At 49.3% G+C, this 22,760-nt stretch carries 13 protein-coding genes, 1 tRNA gene and 1 pseudogene; 2 read left to right on the top strand and 13 right to left on the bottom strand.

The annotated features are described in order from the left end of the window. Window positions 1-39: 39 nt before the first annotated feature. The 4 genes from mrdA to BLQ17_RS10910 all read right to left on the bottom strand — a co-directional run bounded on the left by mrdA (window position 40) and on the right by BLQ17_RS10910 (window position 4,463). Window positions 40-1,917 (bottom strand): penicillin-binding protein 2, encoded by a 1,878-nt coding sequence (mrdA, locus tag BLQ17_RS10925; RefSeq protein ID WP_092222742.1) that lies wholly within the window; start codon window positions 1,915-1,917, stop codon window positions 40-42. A gap of 13 nt (window positions 1,918-1,930) precedes the next feature. Beyond that, a complete protein-coding gene (gene mreD / locus BLQ17_RS10920) occupies window positions 1,931-2,461 on the bottom strand; it encodes a rod shape-determining protein MreD (protein WP_092222740.1) in 531 nt (176 codons plus the stop codon). Window positions 2,462-2,466: 5 nt separating this feature from the next. Next, entirely contained in the window at window positions 2,467-3,345 is an 879-nt protein-coding gene (mreC, locus tag BLQ17_RS10915; protein WP_092222738.1) for a rod shape-determining protein MreC, read from the bottom strand. An 80-nt stretch (window positions 3,346-3,425) separates the two neighbouring features. Beyond that, window positions 3,426-4,463, bottom strand: a complete 1,038-nt coding sequence (locus tag BLQ17_RS10910) for a rod shape-determining protein (RefSeq protein ID WP_092222736.1) — start codon at window positions 4,461-4,463, stop codon at window positions 3,426-3,428. 259 nt (window positions 4,464-4,722) lie between these two features. Between BLQ17_RS10910 and BLQ17_RS10905 the strand changes: the two genes are divergently transcribed. Next, window positions 4,723-4,798: transfer RNA gene (locus BLQ17_RS10905), tRNA-Ala, on the top strand. Window positions 4,799-4,827: 29 nt separating this feature from the next. Here BLQ17_RS10905 and BLQ17_RS10900 read toward each other — a convergent pair. From BLQ17_RS10900 to BLQ17_RS10880, 4 genes and pseudogenes are all read right to left on the bottom strand, one after another. Next, a pseudogene (locus tag BLQ17_RS10900) lies at window positions 4,828-5,094 on the bottom strand (transposase); the annotation flags it as partial. 787 nt (window positions 5,095-5,881) lie between these two features. Continuing rightward, window positions 5,882-7,459, bottom strand: coding sequence for a BCCT family transporter (locus BLQ17_RS10890; RefSeq protein WP_092222732.1), 1,578 nt, complete (start codon window positions 7,457-7,459; stop codon window positions 5,882-5,884). Window positions 7,460-7,664: 205 nt separating this feature from the next. Continuing rightward, window positions 7,665-9,083 carry a trimethylamine methyltransferase family protein gene (locus tag BLQ17_RS10885; protein WP_092222730.1) on the bottom strand — a complete coding sequence of 473 codons (1,419 nt, stop codon included), beginning with the start codon at window positions 9,081-9,083 and terminating at the stop codon, window positions 7,665-7,667. Window positions 9,084-9,115: 32 nt separating this feature from the next. Next, window positions 9,116-10,306, bottom strand: coding sequence for a mandelate racemase/muconate lactonizing enzyme family protein (locus BLQ17_RS10880; RefSeq protein WP_092222728.1), 1,191 nt, complete (start codon window positions 10,304-10,306; stop codon window positions 9,116-9,118). Window positions 10,307-10,616: 310 nt separating this feature from the next. Here BLQ17_RS10880 and BLQ17_RS10875 point away from each other — a divergent pair, with 310 nt between their 5' ends. Then, a complete protein-coding gene (locus BLQ17_RS10875) occupies window positions 10,617-12,035 on the top strand; it encodes a sigma-54 interaction domain-containing protein (protein WP_092222726.1) in 1,419 nt (472 codons plus the stop codon). Between the two features lie 222 nt (window positions 12,036-12,257). Here the strand turns inward: BLQ17_RS10875 and BLQ17_RS10870 are convergent, their stop codons facing one another. The 5 genes from BLQ17_RS10870 to BLQ17_RS22600 all read right to left on the bottom strand — a co-directional run. Continuing rightward, window positions 12,258-12,851, bottom strand: a complete 594-nt coding sequence (locus BLQ17_RS10870) for an OmpA family protein (RefSeq protein WP_176761185.1) — start codon at window positions 12,849-12,851, stop codon at window positions 12,258-12,260. 223 nt (window positions 12,852-13,074) lie between these two features. Further along, window positions 13,075-14,241, bottom strand: coding sequence for a beta-barrel domain-containing protein (locus tag BLQ17_RS10865; protein WP_092222722.1), 1,167 nt, complete (start codon window positions 14,239-14,241; stop codon window positions 13,075-13,077). Next, a complete protein-coding gene (locus BLQ17_RS10860; RefSeq protein WP_218121767.1) occupies window positions 14,238-16,382 on the bottom strand; it encodes a type I secretion system permease/ATPase in 2,145 nt (714 codons plus the stop codon). The genes BLQ17_RS10865 and BLQ17_RS10860 overlap by 4 nt, the downstream gene beginning before the upstream one ends. After that, window positions 16,379-18,457 carry a TolC family protein gene (locus tag BLQ17_RS10855; RefSeq protein WP_092222720.1) on the bottom strand — a complete coding sequence of 693 codons (2,079 nt, stop codon included), beginning with the start codon at window positions 18,455-18,457 and terminating at the stop codon, window positions 16,379-16,381. Before BLQ17_RS10855 ends, BLQ17_RS10860 begins: the two co-directional genes overlap by 4 nt. 238 nt (window positions 18,458-18,695) lie before the next feature. After that, a partial coding sequence (locus tag BLQ17_RS22600; RefSeq protein WP_176761184.1) for an Ig-like domain-containing protein occupies window positions 18,696-22,760 on the bottom strand: 4,065 nt, incomplete at its 5' end.

Here is a 22,760-nt window from a genome sequence, read left to right as displayed (position 1 = left end):
GCGGTTATCGGTTAACAGTAGGTGGGCAACAACCCTGTATTATTCAACAATCTGGTTGAGTCTGCCGGTGAAATACTGGTTGAGCACCGCCCGGGCTATCGGCCCCGCCCCGGATCCGCCGTGCAGGCCGTGTTCCACCATCACCGTCACTGCAATTTCCGGTTTTTCTGCAGGGGCAAAGCAGGTGAACCAGGCGTGGTCCCTATATTTATATGGGATATCCTCTTCTTTGAGGTGCTTGTACTGGGCCACTTTCACCACCTGGGCTGTTCCGGTTTTTCCCGCTATCCTCAACCCATCGATGCGGACATTTCTGGCGGTTCCGCGTTTGCCATGTACGACCTCTTCCATCCCCTGCTTGATCAAACTGAAAAAATAGTCGATGCCGCTGAGCCGCGACACGATTTCCGGCGTAAATTTTTCGGTCATGGCGCCCTCAGGATCGACTACTCTCTCCACCAGCTGGGGCCGATACAGGGTTCCCCCGTTGGCGATGGTGGCGGTCATTGAGCATATCTGCAAAGGAGTGGTGAGGTTAAACCCCTGACCTATTGCCACCGACAGGGTCTCCCCCTCCTGCCATTTTGATTTCCGGTACTTTTTTTTCCATTCCTTGGTGGGAATGATTCCGCTCTTTTCATATTCCATCTCAATTCCGGAACGTATACCAAGCCCCAGCTGATTGGCGGTCTCTGCCAGTCCGTCGACCCCTACCCGCTGGCCAACCTGGTAAAAGTATACATCACACGACTGGGCTATGGCTTTTTCAAGGTTCACCGATCCGTGGCCACTGTGCTTCCAGCATCGATAGGTGCGATTGCCGAAGCGATAATGCCCCGGACAATAAAACACGGTATCCTTGTCGATCACCCCCCTGCTCAGCCCGGCAAGGGCAGTGATCATTTTATACGTCGAACCTGGCGGATAGGCGGCCTGGACAACCTTATTGATTAGCGGATGCTTTGGGTTGTCGAGCAGCGCTTTCCATTTCTTGACGGAGATCCCGCCGACAAAATCCTCAATATGTATGCTAGGGCTGGAGACGGCGGCAAGAACCCTGCCACTGTTGACCTCCAGTGCCACCACTGCGCCGGCTTTCTCCCCGGCTGCCATGTAGCTTTCGGCTATCTGCTGCAGATCTACGTCAAGGGTCAAGTGCAGTTCCCTGCCGGGTAACGGCTCAACGGTCTTCATCACCTGACGCTCGAAGCCCCGCGCATCAACCTCAGTATAGCGGCGTCCTTTTTCTCCGCGCAGGTCCGCTTCGCGCAGCTTTTCAAGGCCGCGCTTGCCGATGATGTCCTGACCATGATAAATATCCGGATCCATCATCTCCAGTTCTTTTTTCGAAATCGCCCCAAGATAACCCAGCACGTTGGCGGCAAGATCGCTATAATGATATACCCTCACCGGTTTCACCTCGGTGCGGACCCCGGAAAATTCCTGGTTGTGATTTTCCAGATAGGCAAGGGTCTGCCAGTCGATATCCTCTTTCAAGGTGATCGGCATATACCGGGGAGCCCCCGCTGCCTCTCGCACCCTTCCCCACAGTTCAGTAACATCGGTGTCAAGCACCGGGGCAATACGAGTCAGTACATCGCTCATATCAGCCGAATCTTCTTTGGTGAGCACCACGTTAAAAGATGGGCGGTTGGTTACTATTTCCCTGCCGAAACGGTCATATATGTGCCCCCTGGGCGGAACCAGGGTTGTGACCCTGACCCGGTTACTGTACGCCCGATTTTCATAGTCTTTGCCATGGGAAATCTGCAGATACCACAGACGCAGCACTACAACGGTGAAAAAAAACAGCACTACTGCTCCGGCGGCGAGCAGCCTTCTCTTCAGGAGGTTGAGCGCTGCATCGTCTCTTTCTTCAATTTTCTGTTCATCATTGAGCAAAAGTTTCAGTTCCATCTTATCTGCCGGTCTAATACTTTCTAGGGCGTCTTTTCAGTGATTTTGCCTTAAGCTGCTTTTTGAGAAGATATTCGTAAAATTTAGTACATAACACGAATACCGGAATGGCCGAAACGGTAATCAGTGCGGTTCTCTGCAGCATCACCCCCCAGGACCATTCAGAAAGCAACTCCGGAGATGCGAGGGAATAGACAAAATAGAGCAGCATCTGCACCGCAAAATAGCTGAGGCCGACCAGCGGAATCTGGTATGTCGTTTCCTTAACCGGACTTTTGTGGGTAAGTGTCTTCAGGGTGGCAAAGGTGATAAGACATTGTAGCGGGTAAAACCCAAGCTGAATGCCGGCAATCACATCCACTATCCACCCCAGGCTGAATACCGTCACGATACCAGGAATCCAGGCAAAGCGATAGGCGATAAAAGCAACAAAAATATAGAGGAAGTCAGGACGTCCCAGCCAAGACGGCAAAAACTGCAGAATCGTGGTCTGAGCCACAACTAACAACACACCGGTGAACCAGAAAATTACCGCCAGCTTCAAGGAGACTACCTCTCGGTTGAAAGATTCATTGACTCGAGAATCTTTCTTCGGTCTGTGGGATCAATAAATACATACTCCAGTTTTTGAAAATCCACCAGCGGCCGCACCTCTATCTCCTGGAACATTCCCCGCCGTTTCCGATGAATTTCAGAAACGCGGCCAAGAGGTATCCCGGCTGGAAATATCCCTCCAATTCCAGCTGTTACAATATAATCGCCAATGGCAACGTCGGCATTTTTCAACACATACTGGAGAATGTAGCCATTTTCCCCGGTACCCTTCAAGATACCACGAGTCCGGTTCTTCTGGATCATTGCGTCAATGGCGCTGCTGGGCGCATTGGCCAACAGCACTTTGGAATAGTTTTCCGAAGTATGAATGATCTGGCCCACCACTCCTGCAGGCGACAACACAATCATCCCCTCGAGAATATCGTCTTTTCTACCGCGATCGACAATAATGGTCTGGTACCAGAAGCCCGGCTCCTTGCCGACCACGCGGGCGGAAACCGGTTTAAAGTTAGATTTTTTTTTGAATTCAAGCAACTCCTCAAAGTGCAGATACCTTACATACCCCTCCCGGTAGGTACCCAGCTGTTCAAGATACTTGTCGACAAGCTGCTGCAGCCTCTTGTTTTCATCCCGCACATTCAGGAGATCCAGATAGTCATGTTTTAACTCGATCAGCCCGGTAACGGATCGGGTTACAATACTCTGCAACGGTCCGATGGCATCCAGGGTGAGTTGATGGGGGGTTCCGAAACGACCGCCAAGCATAGATGCCAGGAGTAGCAGCACCACCATGGCAAGAATCAGGATCAACAAAGAAATTCTGATTGTTGCTATGAGCGATCGCCCTTTGTTGGTTTTTGTTTTTTTTCTCACGGATCAAACTACATAACAGTATTGATAGACGCAGAACCCGGCCATAATCAACAATCGGTCTTGGGGGACCGCCAAAGTGTTCAGTCGATGGTCACCTCGCGCAATATATCCAGGTTGTCTAGAGCTTTGCCAGACCCGATAACCACCGACGACAATGGATCTTCCGCTACAATTATCGGCATACCGGTCGCCTCTTTGAGGCACTGGTCAAGGTTTTTCAGCAACGCTCCGCCACCTGTGAGGACGATACCGTTATCGACAATATCTGCGGCAAGTTCTGGCGGTGTCAGCTCAAGGGCGACACGTACAGCCTCGACGATAACGTCGACCTGCTCACCTATCGCCGACTGTATCTCCTTGGCGGTAATCTGCAGCGTCTTTGGAACACCTGACACCAGATCCCTGCCCTTGATATCCATGGTCTCGTAGGGTTCTTCCGGAAGCACGTTGCCGATGGTGGTCTTTATCATTTCCGCCGTTCTCTCACCTATTGCAAGGTTATGTTTTCTCTTTATGTACTGGAGAATCGACTCGTCCATCTTATCTCCGGCGACCCTGACCGATTTCGCATACACAATACCCGCCAGCGAGATAACCGCAACCTCGGTGGTTCCCCCGCCGATGTCGATGATCATATTGGCTGTGGGCTCGGTGATCGGCAACCCGGCCCCGATCGCCGCGGCCATCGGTTCCTCGATCAGATAGACCTCGCGAGCTCCTGCGGACTCGGCGGATTCCTTCACTGCTCTTTTTTCCACCTGGGTTATACCAGATGGTACGGAAATCATGATTCTCGGATGAACCAGGGTTCTCCTGTTATGCACTTTATTGATGAAGTAGCGCAACATAGCCTCCGCCACTTCGAAATCGGCAATCACACCATCCTTCATCGGACGGATCGCGTTGATATTGCCGGGAGTTTTGCCAAGCATCATTTTTGCTTCCTGGCCGACAGCAAGAACCTTGTTCATTCGTCCATCCTGCCGTACGGCAACAACCGACGGTTCTCTTAAAACTATACCCTTGCCCTTGACATAGAGCACGGTATTTGCCGTTCCCAGATCAATGGCAAGATCGTTGGACAGCCAGCCGAACAAAAAATTAAACGGTGAGTACATGCATTTTTTCCTCAGGGTTTAGGGTGTCAAGACACCGAAACTATATAAAATATCAGCAGTAAGTAAGCGAGTGAAATCCGTCGGTTTTTTAACGTGAAGATGAAGGATAACAGGTTGTTTCCAGAAGACCATGAAACATACCAAACCTCAATTTCATAATCAACAACTATGGACAATACAATTATCGTTTATTTCTATTTTTTGTTGACACCGATTTTATAACTTGGTATTGATAGCGCTCGTTGATCGCAACTCATGTGGGGCTATAGCTCAGCTGGGAGAGCGCTTGACTGGCAGTCAAGAGGTCACCGGTTCGATCCCGGTTAGCTCCACCACTAATATCAAAGGGTTAGTGCATTTTGCACTAACCCTTTTTTGCTTTCTGCTGCACTCTTGCTGCACTACCTGCCAGTAATCGGTAATTTTCAAAGTTTCTGAACCCGTAAGCTCTTCGTTGGATAAGCTTCATCTTTCGATGGAAGCCTTCTAGAATTCCATTGCTTCTATAGAAACGAAACATTCGAACCACAGGGTTCAGCCAGTTCATCAGGGTCTTTCCAAGCGTTTGCATCGGTCGAAAAGGACTGGCCCGAAGCATCTCAATTTGTCGCCAGGCGTTATGATACTTCCTTGCCGAATCTGTATAACTGGCTGAAGCGTAATGATGTTGCTATAAAATAATTTCGAAATTTTACTGACGTAAGCGACGTAGCGTCAATTGCCGTCGGTAATGACGGTAAAATATTTTTTGTATGACAAACGATTTAACTTGAGTTGGAGGACATTTTGTGGTTGCTGGTCTAATCAATCTGTTGAAAATGGCAGCCTGACCCTTTTGGGCAGATTCTTCCTCTATACATTGTCATAGATAAACAGCAGGTTTTTTTGCCGTGTATCATCCTGCACAGCGAAAGGTGTTTCGCTGACAATTCCTGCAAAGGATCAACGATCGCTGTTTCATCGTTTTTCTGGGCGGCTAGACGGGCCATGATTACGGACTCGACCATCGACAAAAGCCAGCACCTCCGACGAGCATGCTTCAAGGGCCCATTCTCGGTGCCGACTTTTACCTCCGCTACCGTTTGAGGCAATAGTGGGGGTACTAAGGAAGATGACACAGACTCCTGAACACTCCCCAACGTCTCAAAAAAGTTGCACTTCCCCTTCCCCCTGTTCAACTATATTGCCAAAGATTTCCTTCATTTTTTCTCCTTACATAGAAAAGGACCGCAACTATTCTGCGGTCCTGCCGATCAATCCTATAGATAATGAGCGGGGGAGCAAGCAGGATTAGAACAAGTGAACGCTGGTGATGCAGACTGATTACCGGCGTTATAGTTTGGTCCATGCCCCCCTCGCCCTTATACTGCTAGGCTACTTTTACTTTTGGGGTAAGAACTGTGGATACAGAGTCATCTTTAATTCCTGTTTATTGTCCCTTCTTCTTCTTTGAGCATTTTAACCATACTGAAACAGATGGCGATCATGATGAAAATGATCAGAAGGCTGGCTGCAATGGACGATAGCTGAAGGCCTGTAATTCCCTTGCCTACAAGAAGGAGGATGAGGCTTATTCCACCAATTGTGGTAGACCAGAACAACCTCAGGCCTACATGGGGGGTTTCAGGATTTTTATCAACAGGTGTCATGACCTGGGCGCAGACATAGGAGAAAGAGTCCAGGGTTGTTGATAGAAAGAGGACCACAAGCGCCATAAACATGACTGTCAGGGTAGTGCCCATAGGCAGGTTGGCAAGTACAGTATAAACAATGTCGCCGCCTCCGGATTTCATAGCCCCTACCAAATCAATTCCCTGAACTGTCTGCTGAAATACAGCTGTTCCGCCGATGGTTGCAAACCAGGCCCAAGTGGCAAAGGGGGCAACGGTCATGTGCATGATGACCACTTCCTTTATGGTTCTGCCTCGGCTTGTGGTTGCAATGAAGAGACCTGTGGCGGGAGCGCAAGCAATCCACCAAGCCCAGTAAAAAGTGGTCCATCCCTGGGGGAATCCGCCTTTGCCCACAGGATCCGTCCAGAAACTCATTTTGGGGAAGTTATAAACATATTCGCCTAGGGAGTTTGAAAAATAGTCCATTATAAACCGTGACGGGCCGATAAGAAATACAATCAGCATGAGAATCATGGTTAAAGGAATATTAATATTGGACAGAACCTTGATGCCTTTATCAAGACCAGATACCGTTGAAAACGTATAGATACAGAACCAGAGCAAAGCGATGCCAATGGTAAGCGTTGTACTGGTCTCAATGCCGAATACGAAATCAAGACCGCCGAGAAGCTGCTTGATTCCCAGGCCCGCCGAAGTAATGATGCCAAAGATGGTGCCCAGAATTAGAAAGGTGTCAACGGTTTTTCCAATGGGACCATCGACTTTTTTCCCAAGATAGGGGCGTAGCATAATTGAGAATTTCGGGGGCTGTCCCTTGCGGTACATTATATAGGCCAGGGGAGCGGATATGGCCAGATAGATGGCCCAAGGTGTCCATCCCCAGTGGAAAAAGGCATAGGACAATGCTATTTCCGTTGCTTCTTTGCTCATGGGTTCCAGCCCGAATGGAGGACTTGCCAGAAAGTTCAGGGGCTCTGCTGCCACCCAGAACACAACACCGATACCATAGCCGCAGGCAAAGGTCATGGTAAACCAGCTCAGATAGGAGAATCTGGGTTTTTCATCTTCTTTTCCAAGCTTTACATTTCCATAAGGACCGAACCCCAGCCAGATTGCAAACAATACAAAGAACACCCCGGTAAATAGGTAAAATGATCCCAGCTGATTAGTGACAAAATGGAATATGGTCTTCATGCTGTCCCCCATATTGTCTGAATCCAGCAGGGCCCACCCGAGAAAGGCGACAATAAATACACATGAAAACTTCAGAATAAACATATCAACCCGGTCGAAAAATGAACCCTCCGACCGGCTCTGACTAACCTGAACGCTTTCATCAACGATACTTCCATTGGAACTCATCTATATACTCCTCATTTTAATTGGTTGGCGCTTAGCATATGAGCCACTTGCCAAACTGCCTTTTCGCCCAATCTCTATGTTATGTGAAAAATTTTACCATCTGAATATCACTTATATTCCGTGGTATAATTTTCACATGCCTTAATCTTGAACGAGTACTCTGCTTTTGCAAAAGCCTCACATGAAAAAAATGCCAGTTTCAGGATCAGTTCAACCTTTTGATATCCTGTTCCGGAACCCCTTTTTCACGGAGAAAATTTTTTATATAAGTGACGGTTTCTTCAGGCAACACCGGACGCTCATAAGCTGCGATTCGTTTATCTACATTAGCTTTAAGATTCCTGATGAGAAAATCATTGTCCCCTTCATTACTCTCCTGCTTTACCAGGGATTCAATGGGGGATTGCCAAGGCTCAATACGGCAGTTTTCCATTGTGTGCATATGGGTAAGATATTGTCCTCCCGGACCCACCGTATCAATTACCCCAAGGGCTAGGGTCTTGTCGTTGATGGGAATGCCGGCGGCAATGTATTCGAGCTTAGAGATGATTTCCAGATCCAGCATGAATTTTTCATAGCTCATCGCGGCGTAAGAATTGAGGATACCCGCTGAGTGGATGATCAGATCTACCCCACTTTCCATGGATGTCTGCATGGTCATCATAGCTTCGTAACCGGCCTGGGCCGTAACGGATTTGGCGTCAGTACTTGTTCCTCCGCAACGGCATGGGATCCCGTATTTTTTGGAAAGTGCCGCACAGCATTTGACCTCAATGGCATGGGCGGGAGAGCCAATATCAAGGGCACCAGTACGCATGTTCGCAGGTGATCCGTTTATGGCCATGACCACAGGTGTTCCGGGTCGGATGGCCTGGGTCAGTGCGACCCCTGCAAGGGTTTCTGCATTTCCAAGTGCCATGGAACCGGCCATGGTCATGGGGGCGGTGGTGCCCTGCATAAATCCGCTGCAGATAACAATTGGCTGGCCGTTTTCAGCATGGACCATAAGAGTGTCCACTGCATGGGCATCCATCTGAAGGGGTGTAAGGGTGTTGATCAGGGTAATGATCCTGGGTTCTTTTCTCATCTGTGTCATGCCACCGGAGGTTAAAGCAGCTAGGTTGAACATCTCCTCCACCTGCTGCCGGGATCCGGGTTGGGCCATAATGCACTTGTCCGAATACAGAAGAGCTGTGGCAACCATTAACAGGCTGCATGTTTCCATGTCGATGTCATTTGGTTGGGCAGGGATACCGCCGTTAATTCTTAAGTTGTCGATTCCCTGGATGAGTTTGACAAAGTTCAGATAATCATCGAAATTTGCATTTCTTTTGGTTCCGTCCCTTTCAATGATGCTGGGACACCCGTATCCGACGCTATATGTAGGAGTTCCGGTTCCGATTTCAATGGAAAAAGCAGGATTCCTGGCAAATAGGGTAAAGCTTTCCGGAGCGCTTGAGATTAGGTCCATGAGGACATTTTCAGGAAAAAAGACCCTGTTGCCTTCTACAATACATCCCTTTTTGTGCAAAATGTCTACCGCTTCGGGGGCGTGAAAGATCATTCCCGTGTTTTTTAGAATCGCAAGGGAAGCGTCGTGAATTGTTTCTAATGTGCTGGTCATAAAAATTCCTTTTCCAACCTTGGCAGTGGTTCCTAATTGATGGGAAGGCGGATAAACTTTTTGGGATCGGCCTCATTATAGAATTGGTCCATGGGACCGTTCTCTTTGTATAGTTTATGGCCGTATTCAAGATTCTTTTTATGGATATTGACACCCAAACCATGGCCTTCAGGCACATCCAGAAAGTTATTTTTGGGAGAAAAGGGACCCTCTTCAATGATATCGAATTCCATGAACCTAAAAAGGGACTGGCTGGGCTCATGCATATGGTTAACAGCTGCCTTGACGTGGAGATATCCAGCAGTTGCAAGACCAGTATCCCCACTGTAGCACCATACATTCAACCCTAAGTTTTCACATGTATGAATAAAGCCAAGAGTCTTTCTCAGTCCGCCTAGAACAGTAAGGTTGACAACAAAAGAATCAGGTACTCCTAAGTGGAAGGCAAGGGCAGGATCAGGGTTATGTGTTGAAAAGGGAATAGCGCTGTGCATGCGCAGTTTTTTCATGTCCCAAAAAGAAGCTACAGGATCTTCGAAGTTCCTGATATTGTATGGCTCAAGACCTTTTAATAATTCCCTTGCGCTGCTCATAGACCAAGCCATATTTCCGTCTAGGCGGATCATGGCATCTTCGCCAAGAGCTGACCGAATTTCCTCTACCATTTTGATCTCAGCCTTGACATCACCGGTATAGCACTTGCCTTCAAAAAAGGTGGAACCGTGTTCTTCTCGCATCCTTGCGCAGTATTTGGCCACATCAAGGGGCGTGGCCTCTCCACCATCCGTGCCTCCTTTATTGAGCATCCTGTATGAAAAATACTCACACATGGGGATTTTTTTTCGAGCTGCTCCGCCCAGAAGCATATAAAGTGGAAGCCTGAAATATTTACCCTTGATATCCCAGAGGGCCATTTCAATACCGCCAAAAGATTTCAAAGGAGTATTGCCGTCGGTGTTTGCAAGCACCCTCATCTCGGGAACGCAAGCCCTTTCACAACCTTCCATATCCAGAGGGTCCATCCCTATAAGCCTTTGGGCCATAAAGGTATTGATTTCTTCTTCACTTTCCCAAGAAGGAGATTCTCCGTATCCGGAAATGCCCTCATCGGTGTGCACCTCAATGATGACACGTGTGATACCGGTGTAGGCACCCACTGACCATTTATAAGGGGTTTTAAAAGGAATGTTCACCGCTATTGCTTTTACACTCGTTATTTTCATTGATGCTCCTATTTTTAATTACATTTTTACAGTGTATGTCGACAGTATTCCGCTTTTAACATCTTTGAATACCAACCTTCTTAACGTCAATGCATAAAGCAATAAATGCGCCAGGTAAACCGGGGAGTCAAAACACAAGATGAACAGCAGCAATAATTAACTGTAATTCTTGTTTTTTTAAAAATTGTCTTTTTAATTTCCTAGTTCCGGGATTTTTCTTTGGCAAACATGTTGTAAAATCTTTTTTACATAACTAATTTATGTAAACATTTTTTTACATTTAATCTCTTAGAAGAAGTAAGGATAAGGTATGGATCTGAAATCCAGGTTTAATCTCAATGAAGATATGTTCATCCAGTATCTGGATGTATTCGATGAAGGTGTGCTGATTGCCGACATGGACGGGGTAATTGTCTACTATAATGAGGCACTGTCAAAATTGGATGAGCTTTCATCCTCGTCTGTGGTGGGCAAGCACATGATGGATGCCTATGACCTTAGAACTCTCCAAAGTCCCACTCTTAAATGCATTAAAACAAGAAAACCCGTGCTGAATAACTCGACCGTGTATAAAACCATCAAAGGGAAGGCTGTAAATGCAAACCAGAGTGCTTTCCCACTTGTTCAGGACGACGAAATGACCGGATGCATTTGTTTCGTCAGGGTGTATCCCCAGATTAAATCCGGTTTGATGCATAAAGGGACTATGCATGAAAAAAAGATTGAGATTCCATTTGAAGCTTCCCGATTCCAGGATATTATCACCAATGATCCATATTTTATCGACACCCTGGACGTGTTGATGAATGCCTCCCAATCACCATCCCCCATCATGCTCTGCGGTGAAACTGGAACAGGAAAAGAGTTGGTTGCCAAAGCTATACACAACAACTGCGAAGACAGGAAACAGTTTATTGCTGTCAACTGTTCAGCTATCCCTGAAAATCTCCTGGAAGGTATGCTCTTCGGCACAACAAAGGGGGCATTCACAGGGGCCGTGGATAAACCCGGGCTTTTTGAAGAAGCTAACGGCGGCACCCTGCTGTTGGATGAGATTGATTCTATGCCCTTGGAACTTCAGGCCAAAATTTTGAGGGTTCTGCAGGATTTTCGTGTCAGAAGGGTTGGGGGCAGCCATGAGATCAGACTCGATATAAAAGTGATCAGTACAGTACACAACCTGCCCGAGCAATTATTTGATCAGGGCCTTTTACGGAAGGACCTTTATTACAGATTGGCAGTTGTGTTTGAAGAAATCATCCCCCTGAGACAGCGCAAAAAGGATATAAAACTGCTGTGTAATTTTTTCATTAAGAAGATGAACATGAAACTTGGGCGACAAATAGAAACCCTAAACCCGGAACTCATGATGTTTTTCACCCAATATCACTGGCCCGGAAATGTCAGAGAGCTTGAACATATACTTGAGGGGGCTATGAACCGAGCCAGCCCCATGGAGACTCAGCTTGAAACCCGTCACCTACCCAGGATATTCAAACGTAATATTTCCATTCAGGAAGAAGAGTTCCTGCACCACCGGGGCAAAGACGACTGGCCCGAAGGCGGAATAAGAAAAATTCAGGATCAGACGGAAGAAAAGGCAATAAGACTCAGGCTTGAACAGACTCACGGAAATGCGTCCAGAGCAGCAGAACTCCTTGGTATTTCAAGACAATCCCTAGCGTACAAGTTGAAAAAGCATAATATTCAACTGAAAGCGTATAAATGATGCTTTACTGGATCTACCTCAAAGAAGGGGGATGAAAAAAGTTCCCGTAAGAAAAAAAGCACTTACAGCCTAAACCTTAAGTGCCCGCAATTTTGGCACCACCTCAGGCATCTGATTTTTGCTTGCCAGGGCCATGGCCCTGGCTTTATATTGTGCCGCTGTTGCATCCAGGATCAAGGGGCGGCAGGTCGCTCTTGCTGAGGATGTATTTCGAGGCAAACGTCACGCCCCAAGCTTTGCTGCATCAGCCTGACTGTTTTGAGCGGTTCTCACCTCACCTTCTATAATAATCTCAACCCTTCTGTTCGGTGCAAGACATTGGATCTGCTCAGCATTCACTATTCCGCCGTCGTCAGGACAGGATACAATCGGATTTTCTTTTCCACGTCCGATAACGGTAATTATTGACTGGTCAACGCCTAATTTCTGAATGATCTGGCCAATCGTTTTGCTTCTTGCCAACGAAAGCCTGGAGTTATAATCACTTGAGCCGATCTCGTCGGTATAGCCAATCACCGTCACCGTGGAGAGCGACTCAAAATTTGCTATTGCGGTGACAATACTGTCGAGAACTCTCTGGGTATCACCATCCTGTTTCAGCTCGGAAGAGTCAAAGTCGAACAGAAGACTGGTCTCAATCGATATATATTTTCCGCTGCTGGCACCACTGCCGGGAAAACAGACGGTTTCCCATTTTTCATGCCTGTCTACCAGGTTGGGATTTGTGGTCCAGCAGCTTATTTTCCGGTCGTTAGCATCAAAATCGATAATAAAAAATTCCTCGGTATACCTGGAGGTTGATCCATTTCCACTCATCAATTCCTTGTATATTTCCCCTTGATGAGCTTTTTTGTTTAAAGAACAGCCGGCCGAAACAGCAAGTAGCAATGAAAAAAACACAAACGCAGCTCGATTCATAGTAATTCTCCTAACAGTAAACAGTATTTATTGAGTCTTCACAGATGTCCATTTCTGTGAACGACAGCTGCACGAATATCAGTGATGCGAATGTGCAGGAATATACCACGTCAAAATTTCATCAGCGCTCCCTCAAGGCTTCCCTGGCTTTGTTGAACGGTTTGATGAGATACTGCAGAACGGTCTTTGATCCGGTATGAACGTCAACCGAACAAATCATTCCGGGTAGAATGGATTTTATCTGCCCGTCTTTGCTTTTCAAAGAGTCAGTTGAAGTTCTGATATGGACCCGATAATAGTAGTCCTTACTTATTTCATCGCGGATAGTGTCCGGAGAAATCAACACAACTTCACCGTCGAGTCCTCCGTAAATCGAGTAGTCATAGGCCGTGACCTTAACCGTTGCACTTTGCCCCGGATGAATATACGCGATATCTTTTGGCATGATCTTCGTTTCAATCTGCAACTTTTCATCGAGTGGAATAATTTCCATTAAGGTTCCGTTTGGAGAGATAACCCCACCGACAGTAGTGATTGAAATATTCTTCACTACCCCCCGGACCGGGGAATAGAGATGAGTTCGGTTGAGCGAGTCAGACCTGCCTATGATTACCGCTCGCAACGACTCTATTTCAGCATTACCTTTGGCCAGTTCCTCGCGAACCTGAACAAAGTAGCGAGTTCTGGTGTCGTTATACTGAATATTGAGATCATTGAGCTGTCTTTTCAGTCTCAGGATCTCTACGTTGCTGGCAGCTCCTTTTTCAACAAGCGGACTCATCATGGCGAGCTCTTTTTCGATGAGTCGTTTTGCTTCCCTGAGACCTTTGAGCGCATCGTCGAGATTCCTTCTGCGCGACTGGTACAGCGCGGTCTCGGATTTGATAAGATCCTTCTCATCCTTAATTTCTTCAGGAAACTTAATCGCCCTGGAATTTGCTTCTGCCTCGAGCCGTGCAACCGCTGCCAGGGAAGCTAAATAGCGCGATCTGCTCTCCTGGACGGAAGATTCCAGTTTCGTTCGATCGAGCTGGGCCAGGAGTTGACCTTTTTCCACAATATCCCCCTCCCGGACCTCGAGCTGGTGCAGTACGCCCCCCTCAAGTGATTGAATCAGCTGCTCTTTGGAAGTGGCAACCACTCTGCCAATACCGGTAGAAACCTCATCAAGCTTGAATTTATATGCCCACACCCCGAAAACCAGGGCGCCTAAAAAAATTACCCAGACGACAACGGAGTATTTCAGAAAAATTCTGCCGCTATCAAATTGATCGTTGTTCTCGTTCAACTTCCCGTCTTCTCCATTTTCGCGACATTAATATCACTTCTCTTCTGCGTTTTCCGATGCAACGCGTTTACCGGAGCATCCTTTATTATCCTGCCTTGTTCGAGTACGATTAATCGATCACTCCACTCGACGAGCGCCATCCTGTGGGTGGCAACTATCACCGTGCGGTCTTTCGCCCAAACACTGAGATTTTTCAGCACATTCTTTTCCGTTACCTCGTCAAATGAGCTGGTCGGCTCGTCAAGGAGAACTACCTTCGGGTCACATAATATTGTCCTGGCCAGCAGCAGTGACTGTTTCTGACCACCGGACAACCCTATCCCGCCCTCCCAGATCTGGTAATCGAGCCCCCCGGGAAGCGACTGTATAAAATCTATGGCGCCGCTTATAGTCAGCGCGCTGAGAATTTCCTCATCGGAAGCAAGAGGTCGGCCCAACAGGAGATTTTCCCGTACGGTTCCAAAAAATAGCCTGGCGTTTTGCGACAACATTCCAACGTCACGGCGAACATCACCCGGGTCCAGCAACGCCATCTCCATGCCGTCCAACTGTACATTGCCCTGTTCCGGGGTCAACAACCCGGCAAGGAGATGCAGCAGTGTTGTTTTCCCTGCACCTATCCGTCCGACAAGGGAAATCTTTTCCCCCGCTTTAATCTTCATTCCTCCGATGGCCAGATCGATCTTCTTTGAGTCCTTGTTGTACGCAAAGGAGACCCGCTGCAGATTGAAGTTTCCATCTATTTTCGTTCTGTGAACCAGCGATAGCTTCTCGGGATTATCCAGAGGACGGCTGAGCAACTCATCGAGAGCATGTTTTGCAACTTTAGCGTTCTGCCAGCGAGTCATTACCCCGGCAAGCTGTGTAATCGGCGCCATCATTCTCGAGGATAAAATCGACGTACCGACAAGGGCGCCGGTCGTCATGTCGCCATTCATCACGAGAAAGCTGCCGGTTAGGACCACTGCAACAAAAACGAAACTCTGCACCTGATGGGTCCATGTCTGCAGCCCATTGACAATAAACCGCTGCTCCATTGAGATCTTGGCCGTCACCGACTGCATCTGGTTCCATAGATTCTGAAACCTGGGTTCGGCGCGGAGAAGCTTTATATCCTCAATGCCTTCAACCGCCTCTATCAACATCGCGTTTCGTAGCGCGGCTTCCCGCATCCCCTCGTTGGACAGCCTGGCCAGAGGTTTTTGCGCGATCAGGCCGGGAAGGATAAGAACGGGCAGCAGCAACACCACCACCAGCACCAACGGTCCGCCTATCAGAAACAGGATTGCCAGAAACATGAACAGAAAAGGCAGATCGATCAAGGCGTTGATGGTGGTCGATGTGATCAGCTCGCGAACACTCTCCACCTCGCGTATCTGGGCAATAAACGTACCGGTTGACTTTGACCGCGCCTGATTTTTTATACGCAAAGCCCTGCCGAAGACCAGATCGCTGACTCCCAGATCAACTTTTTTGCCTATAAGATCGGAGATTCTTGTTCGACAGATCTTAAGAATAAACTCAAAGCCAAAGGCGATACACACCCCGGCAAAAAGAACCCAGAGCGTACTGGTTGACTGCGACGGCACCACCCGGTCATAGACCTGCATCGAAAACATGATGCCACCCAACGCAAGTAAATTTGCCACCAACGATGCAAGAACAATATCGATATACCTGCGCCAGTCCCTCAGTATTCTGGTCCACAGCCAGTTTTTGCGAAATGGTTTAAGGTATTCATCAACCCGGGCGTCAGCTACGGAAGATGGAGGCCGTAGATAGAAGATGCGGCCTTTTTCGTTTTTCAGCTGGTCGACGCTGATTTTCTCGATCTTGTTTTTCTCTCCGGCAACGATAAAACTGATATTCTTTTTCCTGTCAATTTTATCCACCGTACCAATAGTGCCATCTTCAAGCTCAAGGACGAATGGCACCCGCCATGGGGACAGTTTGCCTACCCGAAACTTATCTACAGTCAGCGAAAGCCCGATCTGATCTGCCAATTTTTGCAAAACGGCTTCTTCAACCGGCGAGTCTTTATCCCAGTCCGCCATGACCTTGAGATTTTCCGGGGAGAACCCGACGCCGTAAAACCTGGCCACATAGGTAAATGCCTCTATCCAAAGGTGATATCTGTTCACTTTTCGATGCTCACTCCCTGGATGACCGCCCCATGCAATCCCAGCACTTCCCGAAGCATCGCGCGCGCTTCAAGCACCCGAAAATAGGACAGTAATAGGTCATAGTAATTTTCTTCTTCGGTAATCATAGCTTGATATTTTTCTTCCTCTGAGTTTAATAAGTCAAGAACGGATCGGTTACCTACCCGGTACTGGTCGCGGTACAATTCGTTGGTGGTGGTTATGGTGGCTTTGCGCTGTCTCAACACCTCAAGTCTTGCCTTGTCCGACTTCATCTTCGTAACGAGCAGCCGCTCTCTTTCATATGAGTCTCTCAAGGTATCCCTGATGGAGGCTTTTCTCGCCCTGATCAGCTGCTTGGCTGCGGTCACACTTGCGACAACACGTCCCCCCTGAAAAAGCGGCATCGATGTTGCAACCATGATATTATGGCTGTTTTCATCTTCATTTAACCGGTCCTCTTCCGAGTAGTCATCATAGTTCAGCACATGCCTGTAGCCCCCTTCCAGGGTGAACACAGGGTAAAAACCCGCCTTCTGTACTTCGAGATTAGCCTTGGACGCCATATATCTCGCCATATTTATCAGAATCTTCGGATGTTTCCTGAAATCTGCATTATTACTACGCTCTATAGCCTGCATGAGTATCGTTTCATCAAAATCCTCAGCGACGGATGGATGGTTGAAGCCGAGCAGCTTGGTCAGTTTCTGTCGCCATTGGGAAAGGGTCGATTCAACGCTCAGGATACTGGCCTGGGCATCTTCAAGACGTGTCCTGGCCTGCATGATATCGGTTTTTGATGCGACTCCCGATTCCGACCGCAGCTTCGTGATTTCAACTACTTCCTGAAGCGCCTGCTCTTTTTTCCGGTTAATCTCGAGAATACTGCCGTTACGACTGATATTGACAAGCGATTCCAGAACGTCCAAAGAGATTTGATCTATATTTTGCAGCAATAGCGCCTGCTTTTCCCTTACGTTGTGTTCATATTCATCAACGGTCCCCCCCACTCTGCCGAAGTCATAGATCATCTGGGTCAAGGAGACGGTGAACAGGTGCTGTGTTCCCGGATCAGTCTGGTGACCGGCGGAAAAACCGGCTGAAACTATCGGGTAATAGTCAGCCTTGCGGATTTTAGTTGCAGCTTTTTTTTCGGCTATCTCGTTGATATTTTCCAGAATAAGGGGATGCCGGTTAAGCGCCAGCAACACAGCACCTCTCAAATCAAGAGGACTGGATTGCCTGACCGGACCATGGCGGTCACTTCTGCCGATGGCGAGATTGCTTGGCCGCAGATACACACCTTCATACTCAAGAAGACGAAATTCCGATTCATCGTAAAATTGGCTTTCCAGTTTCTGACTCCCAGGAAAGACAGACTTCGTTGCCGTTTTCCCCCTCACCGTTTTATTATCTGTTTTGCCAAGATCGGCTTCTATCTTTGTCGCCGCACCGGCGGTTGCACCATCGCTTTGTAGGTTACCGGCAACTCCGCCACCTCGTGGTTGATTCTTGGCCAGGGTGATGTTGTGGCTCCTTTTGGCAGTGGCTGGGGCAGGCGCAATCCGACTGTAATCTTTGATGCCGCCATCATCATCTCCAGGGTAGGAAGACTCGGTGATCAATCCGGACACATCACCTTTGCCCGCATCAGCCTGACGGTCCGTTCCAGCGGACGAGGCAACAGCGGTTTCACCCTGCATAGTTGCAGCGGCCGGCGCTGGTGTGTCAGGGTCTGTCTCACCAGCCTCGGCGCTTGCCAGTTCCTCACTCGCCTGCAACTGCGACTGATATCGCTGCCTCATCTTGGCAGCTATTTTATCTTCGTTGTTGTTGTGATCATCCTGCTGTTTCTCCACGGCCAGAACCTTCACTGCAAATCCGGGAAACATCTGACCTATATCCCCCCGAGTCGGTTTGTCAATTGTACTATGCTGACGATCGCTTTCCAGTTCCGGCACAGCCTGTTGCGGATCAACAGCAGTGACACCGTTTCCACTCAGAATCAGGATGCCAACCCACACAAAAATGGCTGACCGAAACAATCTTTTTAAAAATATAGAAGCAACTTCCATGTTGCACCACTCACCAGGTTGTCAAGAGTATTTTTTTTTCCAATAGACCTCCTGTCCCCTCTCTTCCAATTGCAACGCCACCGTGTAAATTGTTGGTCATATAAAAGAGAATACGGAGAAGGGCCGGGCGAAAAGCCATTTGGGTTTCGTCACCTTCCTGTCTAAATAAGTCGGACAACCAGGGCACTCAGGCCCTGGTTGTCCATTGTAATTACTGCTGTAACCCAACGATATTCCGCTAAATCACGGTCGGGCTGTTCAGCTGTGTTACCAGATCATCCTCAACTCGGGTGGTTACCGCATCGGCGGGATCTACAACACCGCTTCCATCCGTTGTATTCCCGGAAGGATCGGCAATCGGCGCCGTGGTCGAGCTGTCCGACGCAGTGAGATCATCTCCGCCGGTTGACCCGGTGGAACCCTCAGCATCCTCCTGCTGAGACGCAGCCGCACCCGATGCACCGCTGTCCGCCGAGGACTCGACAATCAGCTGCTGATTGGTCAGCAGCGACAACAGATCCGTTTCGGTGTTCTCCAGGGTAACCAGGGTGGTATAGTTGCCTGCACCATCACGATCGATCGCGATCTCGGTATTGCCGCCAGAGGTAGTGACCTTGACAAAATCGTTTACCCCCTCTGACGCCCTGTCCAGATGATAGGTGCCACTGCTGTCCTGGTAGGTACCTACGGTGCCGCCATAGTTGAGAAGATCGGAGATATTGATAACGTCTGCATCAGCAACATCCTTGACCAGCCCTACGGTAAAATCGTTTATACGGTCCGAACCGTTACCACCGGTAGCGTCCCCATCCGCCAGGACTTCGTAGAGCAAGGTGTCCCTGCCTCCGCCTGTCAGAATATAGGTGTCGTTTCCACCGCGGCCTTCAAAAACGTTATTGGCAGCGTTATCGGTAAACGTATCGTCAGCACTGGTTCCAAGCAGCCTCTCGATATTGATGAGCGTGTCGTTGCCGGCGGCTCCGGTGACAACACCAGTTGCCAGGTTGGCCTGGACACCTCCGCCGGTGACCTTAGAATAATCAACCGTATCCAATCCACCGTCGGCTTCCCACACGCTGTCCGAAATTACAAGCTGGGACCATCCACCGGAGCCGTTGAAGATATCGTCGCCAGCGGAGCTGACAAAGGTATCATTGTACCCGCTACCGACTATTCCGATCTCATTGGTTGAACTCGCGGTGGACGAGTCGGATTCTCCGACAAGGATATAGGCGTCATGACTCTTTCCGGTGGTCAACCCTCCCCAGCTCGAATTAACGGTGCTGTTGGTAAAACCTCCCTGGCTGGCAACAGAACCGACATGGTCCGTTTCGCCATTAGTGGTCCTCAACAATTGCACGGAATACGTCTCATCTGCATCGAGTCCGTAGAAGCTGACAAGTCCCATGGCGTTGCTTGAGCCCGACCCCTGAGGATTCATCAAGGTGGTAGCCACACAATTTCCTGCGGAATCGTATAGCTTTACCGTATTACTGTAGTAAACATTCATTCCTTCGGCATCGAGAATCCTCAACTGCAGCGAAGTCCCGTCGGCGGCGATGTTGGTATTGTTCACAAGCTTTGAGGGTGCAGTGTTCGGGTCTGCACCTGATTGCAACGAAGTGGACGACGGTTGGTAGAGTACCAGGTCCATGGCACCGTCCCAGTTATAGTCGAGCGCCACACCACCGGTTATCGTGCTTCCCAGGGTTTCGGTCATCGTCATCCTTTCCCAGGTGCCGTCACCCTGATTGAGATACAAGGTCGGGCCAAACTGAACAGCACGGGAGTTGGGAAGCTCCACTATATCCATCAAGCCGTCATGGTTCCAGTCCACAGCAAAAGAGGTCCCGCCTGCAAGAATATCACCCATCCACGTTACATCTTCAGTCGCGGTTTTCAGCCCTCCGCTTCCATCGTTGAAGTAGATCCGGCTCTCATCGGAATTGCCGACCCCGCCCTTGATATTACCCCTGCTGAGGAACAGGTCGAGATATCCGTCCCCGTCATAGTCGCCCCAGGTCATGGAGTAGGACAAGTTGCCGTAATCAACGTAACCATCATTCCTGAAGACATTGGTGTAGTCCTGCATGGTGAATTGCTGGGAACTGCTGTCATTGAATTCATTATGAAAAACGGTCAGCACTCTACCTGGGTTCCCCCCCCCAAGCCTATCGGTATGGGCGGCAATGTCAACAGATCCATCGTTATCCAGGTCGACGGCGCTCACCTCGTGCAAGATGCTGGTGTAATTGTCCACCCCTGCCGGTACCCCGTTGTAATAGCCAGCATTGGATTCGTAGGTGATTTTCCTGCCTCCGCTGCCGTCGTCAACATTTTTGAGAAAACTCAGGGAGTCAGCCTCGGAATCGGCGAGGACAAAATCCAGATATCCGTCACCTTCCTTATCGTACGCAATGGCCCCGCCAAGGTGGTTGAGCGTACCCTGGTTGATGGAACCGGGCGTGTAGGTACCGTCGCCGTTATTAGTCCACATGGCAGTACGGCTTGCATTACCGTAAGAGCTCACCTGCGAGATGACATCGGCGTAGCCGTCACGGTTATAATCTGCAAAGAGTGCGGCATTGACGAAACGCTCATAGGCTGCAGACGTAACATCACGGGGCTGTTCCAGGTATGTCGCACCGTAGTCGTCCTGATTCTTCGCAGCGAAAACCCAGCCGGCGTTTGCGGTAGTGGTTCCTGATAAAGCAGCAGAGGACTGGAAGAAGGACCAGAGGCCGTCTTCATTGATAGTCACCGCGGCCGAGTTGAGGCCAAGACCGGGATTTACGGTACCGCCCCAGGTCAGGGTGTCGAGCTCACTGCCGGTGCCCTCACTTACGCCGACGCTGGTAGACGGTCCGAACTGCGACCTGTTACCCGCCTCGTCCCATACTGCAAAGGTCAGGTTGTTGCTTCCTGCAGGGAGTTTGGTGGTCATACTCCAGTTGCCGCTAGCATCCGCCTGGACGTAATGGATCGCCCTGTCAACCCCCAACTGGTAGGAACCGTCGTTAGCCACATCGTTGTAGAGCGCAACATAGCAGTTCGCCTCGACCTTTCCATACGTATTGCTGTCGAAGGTGAATTCCTCCGTGGTGCTGGTAACCTCCGGTACCCCCCCCGGTGCCACCAGAATGGGGTCCGGCGCTGTGAGATCAACGGTTACCTCATACCCGTTATCGGTTTTGAAAACCGTACCTGTCGCCTCATTTCCGGCGGCGTCAACCAGGCGCAGGTAATAGGTTGTCGTGGTGTCAACATTATAATCCTGATCGACAGGTTTCCAGCTCCACGCTTTGCCGCTGTCCTGCAGCAGTGTCTCCCAGTTCTCCCCATCGGTGGAAATCTGGAAATATTCACCCGCCTGAAGGGACGAGCTCAACTCTCCGGCGATGGTTATCGAATAATCCCTGGTTATGAGATCGTTGTTGATTCCGCTGACAGGATCTTCGGGATCCAGGTCAAGTCCGTGGTACGTATCGGTAAGAACTTCGAAGGTGGTATCCAGGTTCAATCGTTCAGGACCGACGCTGTCTATCTGCACGTTCTTGGAATCGACACTACCGGAATTTCCTCCCTGATCAAACACCCTTGCTTCGTAGGTGTAGGTATACTCGCCGTCCTCATGGGGGTTGCCGCTGTTGTCAAACGACCAGCCGGTGCCGGTTCCGTCGACAGTGGCAACCCCGATTTTGACAGGGGTCTGTCCTTCCCTTGCACCCCAGATCTCGATATAACTGCCTTCTCCCAGCGCCTTGTCAAGGGTACCGTAAACGGTGAGCGTGGTATCATTGGTGACAAAATCGTCTGTTACCATTCCGGTGTCGTCGGCAATGGAGGTGATCTCGGCTACCGCAGTATCCGCAGTAAGGTCAACGGTTACCGTCTTGCTTGTAGTGGCACCGTCATTTCCGGCAGCGTTGACTATCTTTGCATTAAAGACATGATCACCTTCATCAAGAGTTGTGGAGGAGAAATCAAAACTCCAACCGGTACCGGTTCCGTCGATGGTTGCCGTATACCAATTACCATTATCGAGCTGAACCTGAACACTCTCTCCCGCTAACAGGGCCACCCCTAGCACACCGGAGACAACGAGCGTCCTGTCATTGGTATAATAATCGTCGGCGACCAGGCCGGTATCCTCGGTAATTCCAGTAATGTCGATGGTGTTATCCTGGGGCCCGCTCAGATCGATGGTGACATCCTGGGTGTCGACGTTGCCGACATTGCCGGCCTTGTCGACTATCTGTGCCTTATAGGTGTAATCCCCCTCGCCCCTGGTGGTACCCTCGTC

Origin of the sequence: Desulforhopalus singaporensis, assembly GCF_900104445.1 — a bacterium.
Taxonomy (GTDB): Bacteria; Desulfobacterota; Desulfobulbia; order Desulfobulbales; family Desulfocapsaceae; genus Desulforhopalus_A; species Desulforhopalus_A singaporensis.
Note: the sequence above shows the minus strand (reverse complement) of the source record. Positions and strands in the feature narration are given on the sequence as shown.